Below are 21502 nucleotides of genomic sequence, written 5' to 3' on the forward strand. Positions count from 1 at the left end.
AGGATGTCTTGGAGGACAACCCTCTTCTACAGCAGCTCCGCTGCCTCGTTCACCGGCCTTGACGAACAACCCCCACCCTTAACTGAACGGCGTTGGGGCTAGACGACGACTGCGAGGTGCGGCAGCTGCTGCTCGACACCAACCGTCGCAGCGAACGCCTCATCGACGGGCTCCTCCTCCTCGCCCGGAGCGAGCGAGGCCTCGCGGAGCGGGAGGACGTGCCGCTGGGGGAGGTCGTCGCGGAGGAGTACGAGGACGTGTGCGTCGTGGGCGGCGGGGTCGTCCGGGGGAGCCGGGTGCTGCTCGGGCAGCTCGTCCGGAACCTCGTCGCGAACGCGGTCGCGTACAACGTGCCGGGGGGTGTGTTGGGGGGTGTGCCGGGCGGAGTGGTCGACGTACGGGTCGAGGGCGGGGTGCTGACCGTCGTCAACACCGGGCCCGTCGTCCCACCGGACCAGGTCGCCGGGCTCTTCGAGCCCTTCCGGCGCGGCGAGGGGCGGGACCGCATGGGGCCGGGCGCGGGGCTCGGCCTCTCCATCGTCCGGTCCATCGCCCTCGCCCACGGCGGAACCGTGCGGGCCGTGGCGCGGGGCGCCGAGGAGGGCGGCGGGCTGGTGGTGACGGTGACCCTGCCGGTCACCGTCACCACTGCCACCTTCTAGAACTTCAGGCCGTCGAGCAGACCGCCGTAGAACGCCGGGTGCGCCGTCTCGACCGGGGTCGCGCCGGGGAAGTACGCGGCGGTACGGGGCGTGCCGTCGAGCTTCCGGAGGTAGTCGAAGGCCTTGTTGTCCTCCTCGCCCCAGGCCACGAACCGCCAGTGCAGCGGACGGTCCGCCGCCTCGGCCAGCGCCTGCGTGGCCGCCGTCTTCGACTCGGGCGCGCCGTCGGTCTGGAAGACGACCAGGGCGGGGCGCTTCGGGTCGGCCTTCTCGTGGTGGGCGAGGACCTCCTCCACCGCGCGGTGGTAGTTGGTGCGGCCCAGGCGGCCGAGCGTGCCGTTGATCTCCTCGACGCGGGTGGGCGTGAGGTCGGCGGGGGCGAGCTCGACGGTGCCGTCGATGTCCGTGGAGAAGAACACGGTCGTGACGGTCGCGGTCTCGTCCAGGTGCGCGGCGAGCGCGACGGTCTGCTCGGCGAGACGCTGCACGGAGCCGTCCTTGAAGTACCCGCGCATCGAACCGGAACGGTCCACCACGAGGTACACGGCGGCCCGCGCCCCGGTGAGCCCCTGCTTCTCCAGCACGGCGCCGGCGGCCTTGTAGGCGTCGGCGAGGTGCGGGGCGACGGCCTTCACGTCGGCGAGGGACCGGGCGGGCGCGGCGACGTCCGTGTCGGTGTCGGTGTCGGTGCCGGTGTCGGCTTCGCCGACCACCCCCTCCGGCTCCGCCGGGCTCTCCTGCTCCTGCGGAGCGGCGGCGGCGACCGGCTCGGGCGCCTGCTCCTGCGGAGCGGCTTCGGCGACGGCCTCCGCCGCCTCCGGCTCCGCCGAGGCGACCAGCTCCGCCTCCGGCTCCGCCATCGCGGACCCTTCGGCGGTCGCCGCCTCCGGCTCCGCCGGGGTCTCGGTCGCCTCGGCGGCGACGGCCCCCTCCGGCTCCGCCGGGGCGACCGGCTCCGCCTCCGGCTCCGCCGTCGCGGTGGCGGACCCTTCGGCCGTCGCCGTCGCCGTCGCCGTCGCCGTCGCCGTCGCCGTCGCCGACTCCGCCTCGGACACGGCCGGTTCGGTGGTCTCGGTCTCGTCCTTGGCGGCAGACGCCTCGGCCTCAGCCTCAACGGCGGCGGGCTCCGCAGCCTCGTCCGCGTCGACGGACGCCTCGGCAGCAGCCGTCTCCGACTCGGTTCGCTCCTCGGCCTCGGCGTCGGCGGGCTCCGCAGCCTCGTCCGCGTCGGCGGACGCCTCGGCGGTCGCCGTCGCCGACTCCGCGTCGGGCGCGGCCGGTTCGGTGGTCTCGGTCTCGGCCGTGGTGCCAGACGCCTCGGCCTCAGCCTCAGCGGCGGCGGGCTCCGCAGCCTCGTCCGCGTCGACGGTCGCCGTCTCCGGCTCCGCTCGCTCTTCGGCCTCGGCCTCGGCCTCAGCGGCGGCGGCCGGCTCTGCAGCCTCGTCCGCGTCGACGGTCGCCTCGGCAGTCGCCGTCTCCGACTCCGTCTGCTCCCCGGCCTCGGCCTCAGCGGACGCCTCGGCGGCAGCCGTCTCCGATTCCGTCCGCACCTCGGCCTCAGCGGCGGCCGGCTCTGCGGCCTCGTCCGTGGCGGCGGCTGACGGCTCCGCCGTCTCGCCCGCGTCGGCGGACGCCTCCGCCTCCGCTTCCGCCTCCGCTTCCGCCTCCGCTTCCGCTTCCGCTTCCGCCTCCGCCTCCGGCGCCTCGGCCGTAGCGACCGCCGCCTCCGCCTCCGCCGCCGTCTCCGACGCCTCGACCGCAGCCGTCTCCGACGCCTCCGACGCCTCCGACGTCTCCGCCGTCCCCCCGCTCCGTGCCTTCGGCACCTGCGGGTTGTCGAACGACGCCGCCACCAGGTCGTCCGCTGCCCGGCGGGCCGCGGCTTCCTCGGTGTCCGTGGCCGTGTCCGTAGCCGTCAACGGGGCCGTCGCCGTCGCGGAGGACGAAGACGGGGCCGTGGACGCCGACGCGGACGCGGACGTGTCCGCGGACGTCGACGAGGCCTCACGCGTCTGGGGCGGGACGGAGGCCGCCGGGGTGTCCTCGCGGTCCCGGCCGAATACCTTGCGCAGCATGCTCCGAATACCCATGGGCGAACCCTTTCGCATGAGTGGGTGCAGTGTGAATGTCCGTACTGGGCGTTTCGGGACGTTCATCCCTGGCCAGGGCGGACACGTAAGGTTAGCGGCCACCCCCTCCGTCCTCCGTGACCCGGTCGCCTCCGGATGCCGTGCATTCATTCGGCGTTCACTCCGGCGCCGCTCCTGTGCAGATCTACGCACATAGCGTCGCCGCCGAAGGATTCCCGACAGGATGTCGGCGCAGTGTGCGCCGTAGGAGGACGAAGTGCGCAAACTGCTGCCGCTGCTGAGCATGAACCCCCACGGAGGCGGCCGTTCCGCTCTCACCTGCCGTTTCCGGTGTGGTGACGCCTGCTTCCACGAGGTGCCCAACACCAGCGACAACGAGTACGTCGGCGACGTCATAGCCGGTGTGCTCTCCCGTCGTTCGGCTCTCCGCGCCGCCGCCGTCGTGACCGTCGCCTCCGCCGCCGGCGGCGCCGTCGTCCTCGGCAGCGCCCCGGACGCCGTCGCCCTGCCGGAGAAGGACCGGAAGCCGGGACGCTCCGACGGCGCCCGCGGTCTCCGGTTCGCCGCCGTCGCGCCCAACACCGCCGACCAGGTCACCGTGCCCGCCGGTTACGCCCAGAACGTGGTCATCCGCTGGGGCGAGCCCATCCTCCGCGGCACGCCCGCCTTCGACTCGGAGAAGCAGACCGCGAAGGCCCAGGCCGGGCAGTTCGGTTACAACAACGACTTCCTCTCCCTGCTGCCGCTGCGCGGGGAGCACCACCGTCAGGTCCTCGTCGCCAACCACGAGTACACCGACGAGGTGCTCATGTTCCGTGGGTACGACGCCGAGAACCCGACCCGCGAGCAGGTCGAGATCGCCTGGGCCGCGCACGGCCTGTCGGTCGTCGTCGTCCAGGAGGAGCACCGCTCCGGCAAGCTGACGCCCGTCACCCGCCACCACCTCAACCGGCGGCTGCACACCACCAGCGAGTTCGAGCTGACCGGCCCCGCCGCCGGCAGCGACCTGGTGAAGACGAGCGCCGATCCGTCCGGCCGTATCGTCCTCGGCACGCTCAACAACTGCGCCGGCGGCACCACCCCGTGGGGCACCACCCTCCACGGCGAGGAGAACTTCAACCAGTACTTCGCGTACGGAAGCTCCGCCACCGACAAGCGGTACGGGGTCGGGACCGGCGCCTCCGAGCGGAAGTGGGAGCGGTTCGACCAGCGCTTCGACCTCCGTCAGGAGCCCAACGAGGTGCACCGTCAGGGCTGGGTCGTCGAGCTCGATCCGTACGACCCGGAGTCCACGCCCCGCAAGCGCACCGCGCTCGGCCGCTTCAAGCACGAGGCCGCGCAGCCCCGTCTCACCGAGGACGGCCGCCCGGTCGTCTACATGGGCGACGACGAGCGCTTCGACTACTTCTACAAGTTCGTGTCGAGCAAGCGGATGAAGAAGGGGAACTCGCGGGTCGCCCGCGAGCACAACCTCACGCTTCTCGACGAGGGCACGCTGTACGTCGCCAGGCTGACCGGCGACTCCCCGGCCGCCGAGATCGACGGCACCGGCAAGCTCCCCGACGACGGCGAGTTCGACGGCTCCGGCCAGTGGATCCCGCTCGCCACCGCCGGTCCCGACGGAGCCGTCTCGCACGTGCCCGGCATGACCGCCGACGAGGTCTTCGTCTTCACCCGCCTCGCCGGTGACAAGGTCGGCGCCACGAAGATGGACCGGCCCGAGGACGTCGAGCCGTCCCCGCGCTCCGGCCGCGTCTACGTCGCCCTCACCAACAACAAGGACCGCGGCAAGGCGGGCAAGGCCCCCGCCGACGAGGCCAACCCGCGCAACGCCAACAAGCACGGACAGATCCTGGAGCTCGCCGAGCACTGGGACGACCCGGCCGCCGACGGCTTCGCCTGGCGTCTCTTCCTCGTCGCCGGCGACCCGAACGACCCGGCCACCTACTTCGCAGGCTTCCCCAAGGAGAAGGTCTCCCCGATCTCCTGCCCCGACAACGTCGCCTTCGACCCGCACGGCAACCTGTGGATCTCCACGGACGGCAACCAGCTCGGCTCGCACGACGGCCTGTTCGGCGTCGCCACCCACGGTGAGCGTCGCGGTGAGCTCAAGCAGTTCCTGACCGTGCCGGCGGGCGCCGAGACCTGCGGCCCGATCATCCAGGACCGCCGCGTCCTGGTCGCCGTGCAGCACCCGGGCGAGATCGACGGCGCGTCCGTCGAGAACCCGAAGTCGCAGTGGCCCGACGGGCCCGGAAAGATCGTCCGCCCGTCGGTCGTCGCCGTCTGGCGCACGGACGGCCGCGACATCGGCGTCTGATGATCGGCGTCTGATGGCGCCCGCGTCCGATGACGTCGGCGTTTGACGCGTCCGCGTCCGATGACGTCGGCGTTTGACGCGTCCGCGTCCGATGACGTCGGCGTTTGACGCGTCCGCGTCCGAGTGACGCCGGGACGGGTCCGGGGGTGGAGTGGAGCGAGGGTTCCTCCTACTCCACTCCCAGGCCCTCCCTGAACCTCACGAACTGCTCCTCCGGGTCCCCCGTGTACGCCCACGGCACCCACGCCGCCCGCGTGCCGAGCATCCCGAGCATCGCCCGCGCGATCTCCACCTGGCCCGCGTAGCAGGCCGCGTGAGCGAGGAAGTTGAGGTCGCCGACCTCCTCCGGCGCCACCGGACGCTCCGGGTCCCGGCCGCCGATCCACCGCGCGTACGTGCGGCGCAGTTCCGTCACCGCCAGCTCGTGCTTCCAGTGCTGGTCGAAGCCCCGTACCGGGCCCCGGCCGAGTGCCCCGTCCGCGATGTAGCGGTACTCCTCGACCCGGGCCACCTGCACCAGGACCGGCAGCGGCGACCCGGGCGGGGCCACGCCCGCCGCGTCGCGGGCGAAGTCGTACATGCTGCCGTGCGTGCCGTGCCACCGTGCCGACCAGTAGCGCAGCACCTGGATGTGCCCCTCGGTGTTGTACGGGTCGCGGCGACGCAACTCGTCGAACCAGTGACGCAGTTCGCGGCGCGCCACCCCGCCCTCGTAGAGCCGGGCCACCGAGAGCAGTGACACCCAGGGCATGGGGTCGGCCGGTGCCGTCTCGGCCGCCAGCCGGCAGGTGTCGACGGCGGCGTCGATCCGGCCCCGGTCCACGGCGGCCCCCCGGCCGGCCGCGATGGCCGCGTCGAAGACCCGGACGACCTCGGTCGCGGCCCGCAGCACGGCGGCGTCGGGGTTGCCGGGCTCGGCCGCCCGCCAGGTCTCGACGGTGGAGCTGCCGGCGGCGGCGTGCGAGAGGAGCCGCAGCCGGTGCGTACGGCGTGCCCAGTCGTCGCCGGTCGCCGCGAGCAGGTCGCGGACCCCCTGCCAGCGGCCGATGACGATGTCGTGGCGCGCCTCGGTGAGCGCGCGGTCGTCGAAGTCCGGGTCGAAGTCGGGCGCGAAGCGTTCCGCGCGCGCCGTGCGCACGGAGCGGCGGCGTACGGCCATGGGGCCTCCTTCGGGTCGGCAGCCGGCAGGCGTCCCGGGTGTCTCAGGGGGTCGGGCGGGTCTCAGAAGTCGGTGGCGTAGCTCTTGTCGTGGGTTCCGGAGCGAGCGCGCGGGGTGGCCGGGCCGGAGTCCTCGGTGGCGGCGAGCGCGCGGACGGCGTCCAGGCGGGCCGGACGGTAGTAGTCGCTGCCCTTCCGCCAGTACACGAGCAGCGGGACGATGCCGAGGAGCAGTCCGCCGATGCCGATGGTGAGGGCGGTCGTGGAGAGCTCGCCGAGGGACTCGACGAAGCACCAGAGCATGAAGCCGGAGCCGAGCAGCGGCCACAGCCCGCCCAGAACGAAGTTCCGTACGGAGCGCAGCAGGAGCGACTTGTACGCGACGACGGCGGCGATGCCCGCGAGGCCGTAGTAGAAGGCGATCTGGAGGCCGATCGCGGCGACGGCGTCGCTGAGGATCAGCTGGACGGACTCGGCGGCCGCCGCGGCGGCGAACATGAGGAGCGCGGCGCCGCCGACGGCGGCGATCGCGACCCACGGGGTGTTCCAGCGGCGGTGCACGGTGCCGAGCGCGGCGGGCAGGGTCCGGTCGCGGCCCATCGCGAAGAGCGAGCGGGTGACCTGGAGGAGGGTGGTCTCCAGGGTGGCGACGGTCGACAGGACGACGGCCACGACGAGGAGTTTGCCGCCGATGCCCGGCCAGATCTCCTGGCCGAGGACGGCGAGGACGTTGGGTCCCGCGGTGCGGATCTCCTCGGTGGTCAGCAGGACGTTCACGGCGACGGTGAAGGCCTCGAAGAGGACGAAGACGAAGCCGACGCCGACGAGCGCGGCCAGTCCCGCCGTGCGGCGGCTGTTGCGGGTCTCCTCGCTGAGGTTGCTGGTGACGTCCCAGCCCCAGTAGTAGAAGGCGGCGATGAGCGCGCCCGCGGCGAAGCCCTGGGGGCCGTCGAACTGGGTGAGGCCGAACCACGACCAGTCGAAGGCGGTGGCCCGTCCCCGGTGCAGGACGGCCGCGAGGACGAAGCCGATGAGGATCAGCATCTCGACGCCCGACATGACGAGTTGCGCCCGCACGGTGAGGCGCGCGCCGCCCAGGACGACGAGCAGCATCATCAGGAACCAGCCGGCGCCGACGGCCGCCGCGAGCGGGGTGTCGTTCGCGAGGTCCGGGTCGATCAGGGAGAGCGTGAGGGAGCCGGCGGGCAGCGAGCCCGCCACCATGAAGACGGTGGCGGCGAAGACGAGCGCCCAGCCGGAGAGGAAGCCGAGGAAGGGGTGGAGGGTGCGGCCCACCCAGGAGTAGCCGGCGCCGGCGTTGACGTCGATGCGGCCGAGGCGGGCGTAGGCGAGGACGATGCCGAGCATCGGTATCGCGCAGTAGAGCAGGGCGGCGGGTCCGGCGAAGCCGACCGCGCCGAAGAGCACGGCGGTGGTCGCGGCCAGCGAGTAGGCGGGCGCGCTGCCCGCCACGGCCATCACGATCGTGTCGAACGTGCCGAGGACATTGGGCTGGAGCCCTCTGTTGTGGGTGGTGCGCATGGCGGAGTCCTCGGGGCGCGTGGGGCGTGGCAGGGCGAAGTGGCCCGTCCGCCGGGGCGGTTGCGCGACGACGGGGGGCACGGATCACGGTGAATCGCTGTGCGTGTCGGTGAATCTCGGGGAGATCGAGCGCATCGTAGTCGCCCGGATGGCCTTCGGTAACGGCGGTGGGGAGGGTTCCGTTCCGTGACCGCCGGTAAGTCCTTCCGTACGCCCCTCGGGGAAGGTTTACCGCAGGTCGGGACCGGCGATGGCACGGGCCGCGCGGACCTCCTGGCGGAGGGGTGCGAGGACTCCGTTCTCGTCGCCGGGGAGCTCCGCGCGGACCTCCACGAGCGTGTCGGTGTAGCGCAGTCCTTCGGACAGCTCGCGCAACTCCCGCTCCACTGCCGCGACCTCGGCCGGGTCGGGTGCCGGGGCGCCGTGGTCGACGCGGATCCGGGCCGCGGTCGTCGCGTCGACGATCCGCTCGACGGCGACGACGAGCGGCCACCAGGCGGCGGCACGGGGGCCGGTGGGCGGCGGTTCGGTCAGCGCGCGCTGGAACTCGGAGCGGACGGTCGACAGATCCCGGTAGAGCTTCCGCCGGGCCCTGTGCCGGGCGGTGCGGTCGGCCGCCACGACGTCGGGGGCGGGGTCGGACGCGGTGCCGGACGGGGGGTTGGGCGTGGTGCCGGAGGTGGCCTTGGGGGTGGCGCCGGACGTGAAGGCGCGTTCCACGTACGTGGCGGTGTCGGCGACCGCGTCCGCGAGCCGGTCCCCGATGCGGGTGTGCCAGGACTCGGGCCAGAGGAGGTAGCCCGCGACCAGGGTGATCGCGCAGCCGATGAGCGAGTCGTAGAGGCGGGGCATGACGAGGTCGAAGCCCTGGTGGTTGAGCATGTCGGACAGCAGCAGGATGACGGGCGTGATGGCCGCCGTCTGGAAGGCGTACCCCTTCGCCGAGAAGGCCGGGATCAGCGCCGCGAGTGCCACCATCACCGGGACGTCCCACCAGCCCCTCGGGACCTCGGCGAGGACGAGGGCGGCGAGTACGAGGCCGGCGGCGGTGCCGAGGGCGCGGAGCACGGCCCGGGAGAAGACCGAGCCGAAGTCGGGCTTCATGACGAAGGTGACGGTGAGCGCGACCCAGTACGAGCGGGGGACGGCGATCAGCGAGACGAGGGCCTGGGCGAGGCCGATGCAGAGCGCGAGGCGCAGCCCGTACCGCCAGGACGCCTCGGAGAGCATCACGGCGCGGGTGGCGCGGCGGGCCCGGACGCGGAGCGCGGCGGGGCGGCCGAGCCGGTCGTCGACGTGGGGGTCCCCCCTGGTCGAAGACCTTGGGGGAGGGCCGGGGTCGGTCTTGTGGACGACGGCCGCCGCGTGGCGCAGGGCGTGGTCGACGGCCTTCTCGGCGGGCCGCTCGGGCGTGGGCAGGTCCAGGACGGGGGTGCCGGTGCGGCCCTCCTCGACGGCGTCGGCCAGTTCCCGTACGGCCGCGGGGATCGCGTCGGGCAGCGGGCCGAAGCGCCGGGCCCGGAGGTGGGCGGCGGGGGCGGCCTCCAGGAGCGGGACGAGGACGTTGAGCTGGGAGAGCAGCCGGACGAGGTGCGGTGCGTGGCCGTGCTGGCGGGCGCGGCGGGCGAGGATCAGGTCGTAGGACTGGTTGAGGGAGGCGGTGACGGCGTGCCGCTGCTCGTCGTAGGCGGCGGCGGTGGCGGTGCCTGTGGCCTCGTAGAGGTCGGCGACGGCCCGGTAGGTGGCGGCGACGGCGGCGCGTTCGGGGGCGGCGCGGCGCAGGGGCCAGCCGAGCAGGGTGAGGACGAGGACGAACAGCCCGCCGAGGGTGAGGAGGAGGGGCGCCTTCCACCACGGATCCGGCATGGGGAGGCCCGCGCCGACCACGCAGTTGAGGAGCAGCAGGAGCCCCGACACGGAGGCGACGGCGCCGATCGACGAGATCATCCCGGAGACGAGCGCGACGAGGGTGACGACGGCGACGGCGAGCCAGCCGTGGCCGAAGACGAGGGTGCCGAGGGTGACGCCGAGGGCGCCGAAGAGCTGCGGCACCGCGATGTTGTAGATCCGCATCCGGTAGGCGTCGGCGGTGTCGCCGATGACGCCGGAGAGGGCACCCATGGAGACGAGGGCGCCGTAGACCGGCTGCCCGACGGCGAGTCCGACGGCGATCGGCGCGGAGAGCGCGACGGACGCGCGGACGACGGCGGCCCAGGGGATGGGTGTGGGGGCGGGCTTGAGCCCGGCCGTGAGCCAGGTGGGCGGGGAGAGCCGTACGGGCCGAGCGGGGCGTGCCATGTCCCCCAACTTACGTCGCGGCGTACGCGGGTCGGGCCCTCGACGTGTGGCGCGCCCTTCGGGGCCGGGCGGTGCGGGCGGGTGAAGAGGCCGGGGGGCGGGGCAGGTCAGGCGGCGCGGCAGAGTTCGGCGCGGTGGGCCTGGGCCTGGGCCCTGGTCCGGGCCGGGACCCTGGTCCGGGCCGGGACGTGGGCCACGGTCGTGCGGTTGCCGGCCGTCGTCCGCGAGCGGGTTCGTGCGAAGACGACCAGGCGCAGCACCGCGAACCGTGCGACTCCGGCGAGCGCGGAGGCGGACAGGTAGACGACCTGTCCGAGCATCGCACCGGGCTCCGCCACCAGTTGCTGGAGCAGGAACATCGCCGCGCAGGTCACCACGTACGCGGCCCCGGCCGCCCCGGCCGACTGCGCGTGCTGGCGCCAGGTGGCGCGCCCGCCCTTACCGAAGGTGAAGCGGGCGTGCAGCTCGGTGGAGAGGAGTGTGGAGGCCACGGCTATGAGGGCGTTGGCCAGGAACCAGGGGATCCAGGAGGCGAGGCCCGTCACGGCGAAGCTGGAGGCGACGCCCACCCCGCCGCCGCAGAGCACGAAGCGGGCGAAGGCGGTGAGGGCGGAGGGGGGTGTGGGGGCGGTGAGGGTGGTGGGGGTGGTGGGCGGCGTGGTGGTGGCGGCGGTGAGAGCCGTGGTGGCGGGGGTGGCGCCGGGTGCCGTTCGCCCGTGGCTCTGCCCTGCTGTCTTCATGGTCCCGCCCCTCCGCCGGCTCACTCCCCGAAACGCGCGTCCCTCGGCCGGCGAGGCCATGGGCGCGCATCACTAATGGCGCCATCATGGCACATCGATGGCGCCATGGCGAGTGCTCGCGTGGCACTAGTGGCGCCATCGGTGGCGCCATGGTGGGGTGGGGTTCCTTATCGTGAGCTCCGTGCCTGGAGCGACGCACGGGGCGCACTCGGGGCAGCGGCGGCCCAGAGGTGGCTCAGCGGCGTGACGGTGACTCGCACGCGGTCAGATGCGGGTCAGTCGCGTGTCCGCTGCGGTCAGGCGCGGGTCAGTTGCGGTACGCCTCGACCTCCGAGGCCGGGCGGACCGCCGCCGTGTCCGGGTCCTCGCCGAACTCGCTCTTCGCGCGGCGCTGGCGCAGCAGGTCCCAGCACTGGTCGAGCCTGACCTCCAGGTCGGCGAGCCGGGCGCGTTCCTCCGGGAGGAGGCCGCCCGTGCGCTGCCGCAGCGCGCGTTCCTCCTCGACGAGGGCGCCGATGTCGCCCAGGATCTCCTCGTTGTCCATGCCTTCCAGCGTGGCCGATCAGCGCCCGACGCGCAGGTCGAGACCTCAGCGAGGCTCTCCGCGCAGGTCGAGCTCGGTGAGGACGGCCCGGTGGTCGGAGCCCGCGAGGTCGAGGAAGCGGAGGCTCCGGACGCTGAAGTCCTCGCTGACCAGGACGTGGTCGATCTGGACGAACGGCGGCAGGGGGCCCTCCATCGGCCAGGTCGGGGTGCGGCTCTCGTCCGCGAGCCGGGCGGCGTCCTGGAGGTGTCCGGCGTCCAGGATCGCGCGGAAGGCGCTGTGGTCCTGGGAGGCGTTGAAGTCCCCGGCGATCAGGGAAGGGCCGCCGCGCCCCGGGCCGGTGCCGTCCAGGAACGCTGTCGAGGCGGCGTCCGCGATCAGGCCGAGCTCCCGCTTCCACGTCGCGGTCCGGCCCGGCACCGGCGGCATCGGGTGGGCGAGTTGGAGGCGTACGCGCACTCCGGCGATCACGGCGGTGGCGCCCGGCATGCCCATCACCGCCGGGATCACCGCCTCGTCGGCGAGCGGGTAGGCGCTCAGGAGGACGGAGCCGGCGGAGCCCTCGGCGTCGACCGAGGCGTGATGGGGGAGTTCGGTGGCGAAGGCCGTGGTCAGGGCGTGTCCGCACGCGCGGTCGCACTCGGAGACGAAGACGAGCTGGGGGCGCTCGCGCCGGATCGTGTCGATCAGCGCTCCGGTGGCCTGCCCGAACTCGACGTTGGAGGCGAGGACCTTGACCTGGGTGAGGGGCAGGCCGTAGCTCGTGACGAGCTGCGGCATGTAGGGCAGGGAGCTCCAGCCGACCGCGCCGAGGACGACGACGGCGAGGAGGGTGAGCGCTCGGCGCCGGGCGAGGGCGGCGAGCAGCACCCCGAGCCCGGCGGGCACGGCGAGCCAGGGCAGGAGGGAGAGCAGCTGCGGTACGGGGGTGATCCCGTCCGTGTCGAGGAAGCGGCAGGCGCTGATCAGGGCGGGGACGATCAGGAGCAGCCCTCCGGCCCAGGCGGTGAGGCGGTGCCTGGGCCGGAGGGGTGGCTCGGGGCGGGGCGGGGAGTCGTCGGTCACGGGCTCGGCGATGAGGGCTCGGTCCACGCCCTTCAGTGTCGCAGGGCCTGCGCGATCTCCGCCGACGTTGCGCCCGAGAGCGTCCGATTGCTGCGGGCCGTACCGGACTTGGAGGCTCCCGGTTCGACGCTGTCGATGTTCATGACGACCGCGTCGAGGACGTTCCCGCCTTCGTCACGGAAGTTGACCATGATCGTGTAGTCGGCGTTCTTCTCCTTGGGGTTGGTCGCCGTGATCTCGGCGACCGTGCGGTCCCCGTCGGTGCTCGTCTCCCCGGCCTTCACGTCGCCGGAGGCGTTCACCCCGTCCTTGACCTCGTTCATCTTCTCCTGGGCCGCCGAGGCGACGGCGGCCGTGGCGGAGGACACGATGTCGCCCGCCGCGTCCCCGACGGTGTCGCAGGCGGTGACGGTGAGGGTGAGGAGCGCGGAGGCGGCGAGCGCGATTCCCGTGGTGCGTCGCGCGCGCGGTCGTGGCGGGCGTGCGGGTCGGGGCGGTCGGGCCGGGCGCGGTGCTCGCGGTGTGCTCATCCGGCCGGCCTCAGTACTTCTCGTTCGTGCCGTAGGCGTCGTCCGTGGCCAGTGCCCAGATCACGAAGATCGAGATGGCCATGGAGAAGAGCGCCCACCACGGCTGGTACGGCAGGAAGAGGAACTGGAAGAGGACGTTGAGCGAGGCCAGCGCGATGCCGGCGACGCGGCCCCACTCGGCGCCCTTGAGGATGCCGTAGCCGGCGACGGCGATGATGACGCCGAGGATCAGATGGATCCAGCCCCAGGTGGTGAGGTCGAACTTGAAGACGTAGTCGCCGACCCGGGTGTAGATGTCGTCCTCGGCGATCCCTGCGATGCCCTGGAAGACGTCCATGAATCCGGTGACCAGCATGAGGACACCGGCGAAGAGGGTGCCGCCGGTGGCCCAGGCGCCGGAGGTGCTCGGCTTGCGGGGTGCGGTGTTCTGGCTCATGCCCCCATCGTGGGAGCGTTCGTACGATTCCGAACTTTCAGCTGAGCCGAACGAGTGAGCGGAGGTAGGAGTCGAGTACGGCGTCGAACTCCTCGGGCCGTTCCAGGTTGGGCAGGTGCGCGGCCCGTTCGATCACGGCGAGCGTGGAGTCGGGCAGCAGCGCGTGCATCTCCTCGGCGTCCGCGACCGGTGTGTACGTGTCGTCCCGGCCGACCACGACGAGCGCGGGAACCGCGACCGTGGTCAGCGACTCGCGGTAGTCCGGCCGCTCGGCCCGGCCGCGCAGCGCGGCGGCGGCGCCGACCGGGTCGGTCGCGCACATCATGCGGTGGACGTGCGGCGCGGCATGGGTGTTGTACGGCGCGACCATCCGGTCCAGGACCTCGTCGGCGTACCCCCGCATCCCCTCCTTGAGCAGCCGGTCGGCCATGGCGTTCCGCGCGGCCTTCCCCTCCTCGGTCTCGGCGGCGGGGAAGGTGTCGGCGAGGACGAGGCCCCGGACGTGCTCCGGGTGGCGGCGGTGGAGCTCCATGGCGATCTGGCCGCCCATGGAGAGGCCGGCGACGACGGCCTCCTCGATCCCCAGGTCGTCGAGGAGTACGACGAGGTCCTCGGCGAAGTCGCCGAGGTCGGTCACGCCCGCGATCTCGCCCGTCGCGCCCGGCGGTGTGATGCCGTAACCGCGCAGGTCGGGGGCGATCACCCGGTGCGTGAGCGAGAAACGGTCGATCTGGGGCTGCCACATGGTGTGGTCGAAGGGGTGGCCGTGGACGAGGAGGAGCGCGGGGCCGCTGCCCCGGTCCTCGAAGTAGATGCGGTCGGTGACGGTGTCGGTGAAGCGCATGACGGCAGGCTAGGCAGCGGCGCTCGCTCGGTGCAATGAGATCTTTGCTCTCGGTGCAATGAGGGCGAGCGGGGAAGGGGAGGGGTGCCGTGGAGGAGTACCGGAGGATCGCGGACCGGGTGGAGGCGGCCGTACGGGACGGGCGGCTGCGGCCCGGCGACCGGCTGCCGCCGCAGCGCGTCTTCGCCCGCCGCCACCGGATCGCGAACTCGACCGCCATCCGCGTCTACGGCGAGCTCGCCCGGCGCGGCCTGGTCGTCGGCGAGGTCGGGCGCGGCACCTTCGTCCGGGCCGCGCCCCCGCTGCCCGGGCCCGCGCTCGCCGAGGCGACCGGGGCCGCGCCGATCGACCTCCAGCTCAACTACCCCGTCGGAGAAGGGCAGTCCGAGCTGATGGCCCGCGCGCTCGCGGCGCTCGCCCGGCCCGACGTCCTGGCCGAGGCCGTCTCGCGCCCGGCGGCCGCCACCGGCACCCCGGAGGCCCGGGAGGCGGCGGTGGCCGTCCTCGCCCGGCCCGGCTGGGCGCCGGACCCCGAGAACGTCCTCTTCGCGGGGAACGGCCGCCAGGCCATCGCCGCCGCGCTCTCCACGCTCGTCCCGCCCGGCGGCCGGCTGGGCGTCGAGGCGCTCACGTATCCGCTGGTCAAGGCGGTGGCCGACCGGCTCGGCATCCGTCTCGTGCCGCTCGCCCTCGACGCCGAGGGGGTACGGCCGGAGGCGCTCGCGGCGGCCCACCGGGCGACCCCGCTGGCCGCCGTCTACCTCCAGCCGACCCTCCACAATCCGCTCTCCACGACCATGGGCGGAGCGCGCCGGACCGAACTTGCGGAGATGCTACGGAAGTTGGACCTGATGGCCGTCGAGGACACCACTTGGGCCTTCCTCGTCCCGGGGTCGGGCGCGGACCCGGGTGCGGGCACGGACACGGACCCGAGTGCGCCCTCGCCGCTCGCCGCCTTCGCTCCCGAACGGGTCCTGCTCGTGGACAGTCTGTCCAAGCGCCTCGCCCCCGGCCTGACCGTCGGCTATCTCGTCGTGCCCGGGCGACTGCGTACGGCGGCGGCGGAGGCGCTGCGCTCCGGTGCCTGGACGGCGGGCGGGCTCGCGCTCGCGGCGGCGACCCGCTGGGTCGCGGACGGCACGGTCGCCGAGGCCGTCGCCGCCAAGCGCGCGGACACGGAGGCCCGGCACGGTCTGGTCCTGCGCCACCTCGGCGGTCACGCCGTACGGACCTCCCCGCACGCCTACTACTGCTGGTGGGAACTGCCCGCGCCCTGGCGGGCGGAGACCTTCGTGGCGGCGGCGGCCGAGCGCGCGGGCGTGGCGGTCACCCCGGGAAGCGCCTTCGCGGTCGGCCCGGGCACGGCCCCGGACGCGATCCGGGTGGGCCTCGCGTCACCGCCCCGCCCGGTCCTGGGCGAGGCCCTCGCCCGCCTCGCGGCGCTGGCGGCGGACGGGGGCTGACCGGTGACGGTTGCCTCTTGTATTCAAGATATATAAGGTCCTGAATCATGAGGATGAGCGAAGGTGTGGAGTGGGCGCTGCACAGCTGCCTGAACCTGGCCTGGATCGGGCCGGAGCGGGCGGTCGCCTCCGCGCGGCTCGCGGCGTATCACGAGCTCCCCGCCGCGTATCTCACCAAGCAGCTCCAGGCGCTCGCCCGGGCCGGGATCGTCACCTCGGTCTCCGGGCCGAAGGGCGGTTTCCGGCTGGCGCGCGCGCTCGACCGCGTCACGCTCATGGACGTCGTCGCCGCCGTCGAAGGCCCTGACGAGGCCTTCCGCTGCACCGAGATCCGGCAGCAGGGGCCGGGGGCGGGGCCTTCCGGGTCGTACGCCGCCGAGTGTGCCATCGCCGGCGCCATGGGACGGGCCGACCTGGCCTGGCGGCGCGAGCTCATGGCCCAGACCCTGGACGACGTACGGAAGCGGGCGGAGCTCCAGGCGCCGGCCGCGCCCGACCGGATCCGCCACTGGTTCGCCAACGTCTGACGCGTCTGTCGTCCGACCTGCCTGACGCGACCGCCCTCCCTCCCTGTCTCCCCCCTGTGGGGGCTTTTGGGGGAGGTAATTCTGGATGTCGGACATCCAGGTCCTGGCGGGCGCCGCGCTCATCCTGGCCGCCGTCCCGGTGGCCGCCCTCTCCGGAAGGAACGATCACTCATGAACGACTTCGACGCCGCCGCCGACCAGCGCGCCATCACCAACCCCGGCACGCTCCACGACCCCACCCCCTTCGGCTACAGCCACGCCGTCTCCGCGCCCGGCGAACTCGTCTTCATCGGCGGCCAGTACGCCTCCGACGCGACCGGCGCCCCCGTCCCCGGCGACTTCGCCGCCCAGGTCGAGCTCTCCCTGACGAACCTGCGGCTCGCCCTGGAGGGCGTCGGCCTCGGCCTCGCCCACGTCGTCCGCCTCGGCACGTACGTCGTCGAGCACGACATGGCCAAGCTGGAGGTCCTCGGCAAGGCCCTGCACACCCACTTCGGCGCGCGGCTGCCCGCGCAGACCCTCAGCGGGGTCGCGGCGCTCGCGCTGCCGGGCATGCTCTTCGAGATCGACGCCGTCGCCGTACGGCCCACGGGGGCTCCGGAGGCCTGATCCACTTGCGGGGCGCCGGGCGCGGGTGTGCCCTGGAGGGTGCGGGAACCAGGGGGGCGAGAGACGAAGGAGCTCCAGCCATGGCCGCACACGCAGCGGTACCGGCCCGGCGCCGGGCCGCCAGAACCCAGGGCCGTACCCAGGGCCGTACGCACGGCTGGGCCGTGCCCGCCACGCTCGGCGTGATCTACGGCTGGTGGACGGCGTTCGTCGAGAAGTCCGGCGCCCCGGTCACCTGGGGACAGTTCTGGCTCGGGCTGATCTCGGCGGTCGTGCTCGCCGGGGCGGTGTACGGGATCCGCCGCGTCGGCCGCGCCCTGCCGCGCGAGCTCCACGCGGCCGCCTGGGGCAGCCTCGCGGGCATCGCGATCGGCTTCGTCTACAGCCTGTCCGACGTGAGCGTCCTGTCGGCGACCGTGCTCGGCCTGATCGTCGGCGGGGCCGTCGGTGCAGGTGCCTTCTACCTCTACTACACCCACGAGGACACGGCCGGCCGCCCGGCGCCGTACTGACGCCCCCGGCCCCCGGTCCTGCGCCGGTAGTACGAGGCCGCCACGGCGGCCACGAGCACCGGCCAGGCGATCAGTGGCGCGTAGCAGGCGATCAGCACGGCGTTCTGTGCCGGGGAGGCGGGGACGCAGGGTCCGAGGTCCGCGTACGAGGCGTACGCGCCCCACGCGGCGATCGCGCACAGCCCCGCCACCCCGGCGAAGGCGGCGCCCGTCGCGGCGGCGGGGTTGACCCGGCGCCCGCCCAGGAAGGGCATCCACCGGGGGAAGACCTCGCCCCAGGAGCGGACGAGCCCCAGGGTGAGGAAGGCGAGCAGCTCGGAGACGACGCTGAGCGAGACGACGTACGCGGACGTCCAGAAGCCCATCGCCCCGAGCTCGGCGTCCTGCGTGACGGGAAGCCCGGCGACGAGCGCGAGGCGCCACAGCCCGGACGGGAGGGTGACGAGCGGGACGGCGTGGGCGGCGAGGACGGCCCAACGGGGCACGTCGGGCAGGGCCTTGATCTTCATCATGCGTCCAGCGTCCCGCCGGGCCAGGGGGCGCGGCGTCGCCCCGGCGACGGGTCCGCCTCCGCCGCGCGGGGGAGGCGGCGCTCCTCCGCGCGGAGCGCGCGTGCGGACGCCTCCGCCATGGCGGGAAGCGGCGGGCCGACGGAGACTGGGAGAAGCGCCCACCTTCCGACAGTCCCGGACAGCCCGGAGGAACGGCATGACCACCGACCTCGCCATCGAGACCGAAGGCCTGGTCAAGGTCTTCGGCACGAACCGCGCCGTCGACGGCATCGACCTGCGCGTCCCGGCCGGGACCGTCTACGGCGTCCTCGGCCCCAACGGCGCCGGCAAGACCACCGCCGTCAAGATGCTCGCGACCCTCCTCCGCCCCGACGGCGGCCGGGCCAGCGTCTTCGGCAAGGACGTCGTCAAGGACGCCGACGCCGTACGCGGCCGGGTCAGCCTCACCGGCCAGTACGCCTCCGTCGACGAGGACCTCACCGGCACCGAGAACCTCGTCCTGCTCGGCAGGCTCCTCGGCCACACCCGCTCCGACGCCCGCGAGCGCTCCGGGCAGCTGCTGACGGCGTTCGGTCTCGCGGAGGCGGCGGACAAGCAGATCAAGAACTACTCGGGCGGCATGCGGCGCCGTATCGACATCGCCGCGTCCATCCTCAACACCCCCGACCTGCTCTTCCTCGACGAACCGACGACCGGGCTCGACCCGCGCAGCCGCAACCAGGTCTGGGACATCGTCCGCGCGGTCGTCGCCCAGGGCACCACGGTCATGCTGACCACCCAGTACCTCGACGAGGCGGACCAGCTCGCCTCCCGGATCGCCGTCATCGACCACGGCAAGGTCATCGCGGAGGGCACCAAGGGCGAGCTGAAGGCCTCCGTCGGCTCGGGATCGGTGCACGTACGGCTCCGGGACCCCGAGCAGCGCCCGGAGGCCGAGCGGGTCCTCCAGGGCGCCCTGAACGCCACCGTCCAGCTCGACCCCGACCCCGTCGCGCTCACCGCCACCGTCAACGGCCACGGGACGGACCTGGGCGCCGCCGAACAGGCCGCGCGCGCCCTGGCCGAGCTGTCCAGGGCCGGCATCACGGTCGACGACTTCGCGCTCGGGCAGCCCAGCCTCGACGAGGTCTTCCTCGCCCTCACCGACCGGAAGGGAACGACGGCATGACCACGGTCACCACCGGAAAGGAACCGCAGTCGACCGACGCCCTCGACTTCGTCGCCCCGCAGCCCGACGAGCTCGCGGCGCTGTTCACGGGGCGCTCCCGGCCGCCGCGCCCCAGCGCGCTCGCCGCGTCGCTGACCTTCGGCTGGCGGGCCATGCTGAAGATCAAGCACGTGCCGGAGCAGCTGTTCGACGTGACGGCCTTCCCGATCATGATGGTGCTGATGTACACGTACCTCTTCGGGGGTGCGCTGGCCGGTTCGGTCGACGAGTACATCCAGTTCCTGCTGCCGGGCATCCTCGTGATGAGCGTCGTGATGATCACGATGTACACGGGCGTCTCGGTCAACACCGACATCGAGAAGGGCGTCTTCGACCGCTTCAGGACCCTGCCGATCTGGCGGCCCGCGCCGATGGTCGGCTATCTCCTCGGCGACGTCGTCCGCTATCTGATCGCCTCGGCGGTCATGCTCACGGTCGGCGTGATCATCGGCTACCGCCCGGACGGCGGCGTCACCGGGATCCTGCTGGGCGTCGCGCTGCTGCTGGTGTTCTCGTTCGCGTTCTCGTGGATCTGGACGATGTTCGGCCTGCTGCTGCGCAGCGAGAAGTCCGTCATGGGCGTCTCGATGATGGTGATCTTCCCGCTCACCTTCCTGTCGAACGTCTTCGTCGACCCGAAGACGATGCCGGGCTGGCTGCAGGCCTTCGTGAACAACAACCCCGTGACCCATCTCGCGACGGCGGTCCGTGAGTTGATGGCGGGCCGGTGGCCGGGCGCCGACATCGCCTGGACGCTGGGCTGGTCGGCGCTGTTCGTGCTGGTCTTCGGCTGGGTCACGATGAGGTTGTACAACCGGAAGTGACCCACGCGGCTGTGCGGCCGGAGGCGACCCGGCCCGCCCCTGTGTCCTGCGCGTCCTATCCCGCTTGTGCGTCCTGTCCCGCCTGTGCGTCCTGTCCCGCCGTGCGCGGAGTCGTCTGCTGGACGGCCCAGCGGTTGCCGTCGGGGTCGGCGAAGTAGACGAAGGAGCCCCAGGGCTGGTCGTCGATGCCGCTGACCTCGATGCCCCGTGCGGTGAGGTCGGCGTGGGCCTCCTCGATGTCGGTGACGACGACCTGCATGTTGTCCAGCGAGCCGGGGGCCATCTCCGTGATGCCCTTGCCGAAGGCGATCGAGCAGGCCGAGCCGGGCGGGGTCATCTGGACGAAGCGGATGTCGTCGCTGACCGGGACGTCGTGGTCGGCGTGGAAGCCGACCCGCTCGTAGAAGGCCTTGGCCCGGTCGATGTCGGTGACGGGGACGCCGATCAGTTCCAGTTTGATGTCCATCGCGGAGCTCCTCACTCGCCTCGGACGACGACGACCGGGCACGGGGAGTGCTGGGTGACGTGGGACGAGACCGAGCCGAGGACCGCCGCCTTGAAGCCGCTGTAGCCGCGGTCGCCGACGACGAGGAGCGTCGCGCCCTTCGCCGCGTCGAGCAGGGCCTGCGGGGCGTTGCCGCCGACCACCGTGCGGGTGGTCGCGGCGGCGGCCTTGGGGTCGAGGGCCTTGTCCAGGGACTCGTCCAGGATCTGCTTGGCGAGCCGCTCGGGGTCGAACTCCGGTGGTACGCCCGGCATCAGCGTCGCCCAGGAGGCCGGGTACTCCCAGCTGATCACCGCCTGGAGGGAGTCCCCCGTGAGGGCGGCCTGCGAGGCCGCCCACTTCAGCGCCTTGAGGGAGGACGCCGATCCGTCCACGCCCACCACGATCCTGCCGCCGGCCATCGCCGACCTCCGTTCGTCGTCGGGAACCGCTCCGTGACCACAGGACGGTCCCCCACAACGTTACAAAGAGGTCAATCCAGGCGCAGGTCGGCCAGCTGCTTCTCGAAGGGGACGATCTCGTCCTCGTCGGTCCGCCGGGAGGGCCGGCCCGCGACCGTGTCGGCCAGTTCGTTGCCCGCCCGCGTGATCCGGGCCGGCAGCCCCTCGCCCCATCCCGTCGGGGAGGCCTCGCCGCCGCCCGAGCCCCAGTCCTCCGACGCCGCGTAGACGGCGGTCGGGATCGTGAGGGCCCGCAGATAGGCGAAGAGCGGCCGCAGGGCGTGGTCCAGGACCAGCGAGTGGCGGGCGGTGCCGCCGGTCGCCCCGATGAGGACCGGGGTGCCGGTCAGCGCCGCCGGGTCGATCAGGTCGAAGAACGACTTGAAGAGACCGCTGTACGAGGCGGTGAAGACCGGCGTCACCGCGATGACCCCGTCCGCGCCGGTCACCGCGTCGATCGCGCCCTGGAGCTTCTCCGAGGGGAAGCCGGTGACGAGGTTCTTCGCGATGTCGAGGGCCAGGTCGCGCAGTTCGACGACCTGGACGTCGACGGCGTACTCCTGCTCGGCCAGCCGGTACCGGGTCGCCTGGAGCAGGCGGTCGGCGAGCAGCCGGGTGGAGGAGGGGGTGCTGAGTCCGGCGGAGACCGCGACCAGCTTCAGGGTCCGCATGAC

At 73.1% G+C, this 21502-nt stretch carries 21 protein-coding genes and 1 pseudogene; 8 read left to right on the forward strand and 14 right to left on the reverse strand.

Annotated elements, in window-relative coordinates; all coding sequences use genetic code 11:
* Window positions 1–92: 92 nt before the first annotated feature.
* Window positions 93–662, forward strand: a pseudogene (locus ACWFR1_RS18570) (sensor histidine kinase); the annotation flags it as partial.
* Here the strand turns inward: ACWFR1_RS18570 and ACWFR1_RS18575 are convergent.
* Window positions 659–2752, reverse strand: a complete 2094-nt coding sequence (locus ACWFR1_RS18575) for a VWA domain-containing protein (RefSeq protein ID WP_453552385.1) — start codon at window positions 2750–2752, stop codon at window positions 659–661. The pseudogene ACWFR1_RS18570 and the gene ACWFR1_RS18575 sit on opposite strands and share 4 nt — an antisense overlap.
* Window positions 2753–3008: 256 nt before the next feature.
* Here ACWFR1_RS18575 and ACWFR1_RS18580 point away from each other — a divergent pair, with 256 nt between their 5' ends.
* The gene (locus ACWFR1_RS18580) at window positions 3009–5072 is read left to right on the forward strand and encodes a PhoX family protein (RefSeq protein WP_453552387.1); all 2064 of its coding nucleotides are present in this window, start codon (window positions 3009–3011) and stop codon (window positions 5070–5072) included.
* Window positions 5073–5241: 169 nt separating this feature from the next.
* On the opposite strand, the gene ACWFR1_RS18585 is transcribed toward ACWFR1_RS18580, so the two are convergent.
* The 9 genes from ACWFR1_RS18585 to ACWFR1_RS18625 all read right to left on the reverse strand — a co-directional run bounded on the left by ACWFR1_RS18585 (window position 5242) and on the right by ACWFR1_RS18625 (window position 14229).
* On the reverse strand, window positions 5242–6231 hold the full coding sequence (locus ACWFR1_RS18585) for a hypothetical protein (RefSeq protein WP_453552389.1): 990 nt from the start codon (window positions 6229–6231) through the stop codon (window positions 5242–5244).
* A 62-nt stretch (window positions 6232–6293) separates the two neighbouring features.
* Entirely contained in the window at window positions 6294–7772 is a 1479-nt protein-coding gene (locus tag ACWFR1_RS18590; protein ID WP_453552391.1) for an APC family permease, read from the reverse strand.
* A 228-nt stretch (window positions 7773–8000) separates the two neighbouring features.
* Window positions 8001–10070, reverse strand: a complete 2070-nt coding sequence (locus ACWFR1_RS18595; RefSeq protein WP_453552393.1) for an FUSC family protein — start codon at window positions 10068–10070, stop codon at window positions 8001–8003.
* A 107-nt stretch (window positions 10071–10177) separates the two neighbouring features.
* A complete protein-coding gene (locus tag ACWFR1_RS18600; RefSeq protein ID WP_453552395.1) occupies window positions 10178–10810 on the reverse strand; it encodes a hypothetical protein in 633 nt (210 codons plus the stop codon).
* 307 nt (window positions 10811–11117) lie between these two features.
* On the reverse strand, window positions 11118–11354 hold the full coding sequence (locus ACWFR1_RS18605; protein WP_453552397.1) for a DUF2630 family protein: 237 nt from the start codon (window positions 11352–11354) through the stop codon (window positions 11118–11120).
* A gap of 45 nt (window positions 11355–11399) precedes the next feature.
* Window positions 11400–12446 carry an endonuclease/exonuclease/phosphatase family protein gene (locus ACWFR1_RS18610; RefSeq protein ID WP_453552399.1) on the reverse strand — a complete coding sequence of 349 codons (1047 nt, stop codon included), beginning with the start codon at window positions 12444–12446 and terminating at the stop codon, window positions 11400–11402.
* A 5-nt stretch (window positions 12447–12451) separates the two neighbouring features.
* Window positions 12452–12949 carry a hypothetical protein gene (locus ACWFR1_RS18615; protein ID WP_453552401.1) on the reverse strand — a complete coding sequence of 166 codons (498 nt, stop codon included), beginning with the start codon at window positions 12947–12949 and terminating at the stop codon, window positions 12452–12454.
* Window positions 12950–12959: 10 nt separating this feature from the next.
* Window positions 12960–13385: a DUF7144 family membrane protein gene (locus ACWFR1_RS18620; protein ID WP_453552403.1), complete on the reverse strand. Its 426-nt coding sequence runs from the start codon at window positions 13383–13385 to the stop codon at window positions 12960–12962.
* A gap of 37 nt (window positions 13386–13422) precedes the next feature.
* Window positions 13423–14229, reverse strand: a complete 807-nt coding sequence (locus ACWFR1_RS18625) for an alpha/beta fold hydrolase (RefSeq protein WP_453552405.1) — start codon at window positions 14227–14229, stop codon at window positions 13423–13425.
* A gap of 89 nt (window positions 14230–14318) precedes the next feature.
* Between ACWFR1_RS18625 and ACWFR1_RS18630 the strand changes: the two genes are divergently transcribed.
* From ACWFR1_RS18630 to ACWFR1_RS18645, 4 genes are all read left to right on the forward strand, one after another.
* Complete coding sequence (locus tag ACWFR1_RS18630; protein WP_453552407.1) at window positions 14319–15692, forward strand: aminotransferase-like domain-containing protein; 1374 nt, start codon at window positions 14319–14321, stop codon at window positions 15690–15692.
* Between the two features lie 53 nt (window positions 15693–15745).
* Complete coding sequence (locus tag ACWFR1_RS18635; RefSeq protein ID WP_453552554.1) at window positions 15746–16219, forward strand: RrF2 family transcriptional regulator; 474 nt, start codon at window positions 15746–15748, stop codon at window positions 16217–16219.
* 171 nt (window positions 16220–16390) lie between these two features.
* Entirely contained in the window at window positions 16391–16828 is a 438-nt protein-coding gene (locus ACWFR1_RS18640; RefSeq protein WP_453552409.1) for a RidA family protein, read from the forward strand.
* A gap of 80 nt (window positions 16829–16908) precedes the next feature.
* Entirely contained in the window at window positions 16909–17340 is a 432-nt protein-coding gene (locus ACWFR1_RS18645) for a hypothetical protein (protein ID WP_453552411.1), read from the forward strand.
* Here the strand turns inward: ACWFR1_RS18645 and ACWFR1_RS18650 are convergent.
* Window positions 17298–17852 (reverse strand): hypothetical protein, encoded by a 555-nt coding sequence (locus tag ACWFR1_RS18650; RefSeq protein ID WP_453552413.1) that lies wholly within the window; start codon window positions 17850–17852, stop codon window positions 17298–17300. The two genes, ACWFR1_RS18645 and ACWFR1_RS18650, sit on opposite strands and share 43 nt — an antisense overlap.
* Before the next feature lie 196 nt (window positions 17853–18048).
* Between ACWFR1_RS18650 and ACWFR1_RS18655 the strand changes: the two genes are divergently transcribed.
* Window positions 18049–19020: an ATP-binding cassette domain-containing protein gene (locus tag ACWFR1_RS18655; protein WP_453552415.1), complete on the forward strand. Its 972-nt coding sequence runs from the start codon at window positions 18049–18051 to the stop codon at window positions 19018–19020.
* Window positions 19017–19883: an ABC transporter permease gene (locus ACWFR1_RS18660; protein ID WP_453552417.1), complete on the forward strand. Its 867-nt coding sequence runs from the start codon at window positions 19017–19019 to the stop codon at window positions 19881–19883. Before ACWFR1_RS18655 ends, ACWFR1_RS18660 begins: the two co-directional genes overlap by 4 nt.
* A gap of 55 nt (window positions 19884–19938) precedes the next feature.
* Here the strand turns inward: ACWFR1_RS18660 and ACWFR1_RS18665 are convergent, their stop codons facing one another.
* The 3 genes from ACWFR1_RS18665 to ACWFR1_RS18675 form a co-directional block, all read right to left on the reverse strand.
* Window positions 19939–20349 (reverse strand): VOC family protein, encoded by a 411-nt coding sequence (locus tag ACWFR1_RS18665; RefSeq protein ID WP_453552419.1) that lies wholly within the window; start codon window positions 20347–20349, stop codon window positions 19939–19941.
* Between the two features lie 11 nt (window positions 20350–20360).
* Complete coding sequence (locus tag ACWFR1_RS18670; protein WP_453552421.1) at window positions 20361–20789, reverse strand: universal stress protein; 429 nt, start codon at window positions 20787–20789, stop codon at window positions 20361–20363.
* 71 nt (window positions 20790–20860) lie between these two features.
* On the reverse strand, window positions 20861–21499 hold the full coding sequence (locus ACWFR1_RS18675; protein ID WP_453552423.1) for an FMN reductase: 639 nt from the start codon (window positions 21497–21499) through the stop codon (window positions 20861–20863).
* Window positions 21500–21502 lie beyond the last annotated feature (3 nt).

It is taken from the genome of Streptomyces sp. NPDC055103 (genome assembly GCF_053607625.1).

Excerpts from the sequence above, each read along its gene's own strand:
- ACWFR1_RS18575 (WP_453552385.1), bottom strand. The coding sequence starts at position 2,752 with ATGGGTATTCGGAGCATGCTGCGCAAGGTATTCGGCCGGGACCGCGAG.
- ACWFR1_RS18585 (WP_453552389.1), bottom strand. The coding sequence starts at position 6,231 with ATGGCCGTACGCCGCCGCTCCGTGCGCACGGCGCGCGCGGAACGCTTC.
- ACWFR1_RS18590 (WP_453552391.1), bottom strand. The coding sequence starts at position 7,772 with ATGCGCACCACCCACAACAGAGGGCTCCAGCCCAATGTCCTCGGCACG.
- ACWFR1_RS18595 (WP_453552393.1), bottom strand. The coding sequence starts at position 10,070 with ATGGCACGCCCCGCTCGGCCCGTACGGCTCTCCCCGCCCACCTGGCTC.
- ACWFR1_RS18600 (WP_453552395.1), bottom strand. The coding sequence starts at position 10,810 with ATGAAGACAGCAGGGCAGAGCCACGGGCGAACGGCACCCGGCGCCACC.
- ACWFR1_RS18605 (WP_453552397.1), bottom strand. The coding sequence starts at position 11,354 with ATGGACAACGAGGAGATCCTGGGCGACATCGGCGCCCTCGTCGAGGAG.
- ACWFR1_RS18615 (WP_453552401.1), bottom strand. The coding sequence starts at position 12,949 with ATGAGCACACCGCGAGCACCGCGCCCGGCCCGACCGCCCCGACCCGCA.
- ACWFR1_RS18620 (WP_453552403.1), bottom strand. The coding sequence starts at position 13,385 with ATGAGCCAGAACACCGCACCCCGCAAGCCGAGCACCTCCGGCGCCTGG.
- ACWFR1_RS18625 (WP_453552405.1), bottom strand. The coding sequence starts at position 14,229 with ATGCGCTTCACCGACACCGTCACCGACCGCATCTACTTCGAGGACCGG.
- ACWFR1_RS18635 (WP_453552554.1), top strand. The coding sequence starts at position 15,746 with ATGAGCGAAGGTGTGGAGTGGGCGCTGCACAGCTGCCTGAACCTGGCC.
- ACWFR1_RS18640 (WP_453552409.1), top strand. The coding sequence starts at position 16,391 with ATGAACGACTTCGACGCCGCCGCCGACCAGCGCGCCATCACCAACCCC.
- ACWFR1_RS18645 (WP_453552411.1), top strand. The coding sequence starts at position 16,909 with ATGGCCGCACACGCAGCGGTACCGGCCCGGCGCCGGGCCGCCAGAACC.
- ACWFR1_RS18650 (WP_453552413.1), bottom strand. The coding sequence starts at position 17,852 with ATGATGAAGATCAAGGCCCTGCCCGACGTGCCCCGTTGGGCCGTCCTC.
- ACWFR1_RS18655 (WP_453552415.1), top strand. The coding sequence starts at position 18,049 with ATGACCACCGACCTCGCCATCGAGACCGAAGGCCTGGTCAAGGTCTTC.
- ACWFR1_RS18660 (WP_453552417.1), top strand. The coding sequence starts at position 19,017 with ATGACCACGGTCACCACCGGAAAGGAACCGCAGTCGACCGACGCCCTC.
- ACWFR1_RS18665 (WP_453552419.1), bottom strand. The coding sequence starts at position 20,349 with ATGGACATCAAACTGGAACTGATCGGCGTCCCCGTCACCGACATCGAC.
- ACWFR1_RS18670 (WP_453552421.1), bottom strand. The coding sequence starts at position 20,789 with ATGGCCGGCGGCAGGATCGTGGTGGGCGTGGACGGATCGGCGTCCTCC.
- ACWFR1_RS18675 (WP_453552423.1), bottom strand. The coding sequence starts at position 21,499 with ATGCGGACCCTGAAGCTGGTCGCGGTCTCCGCCGGACTCAGCACCCCC.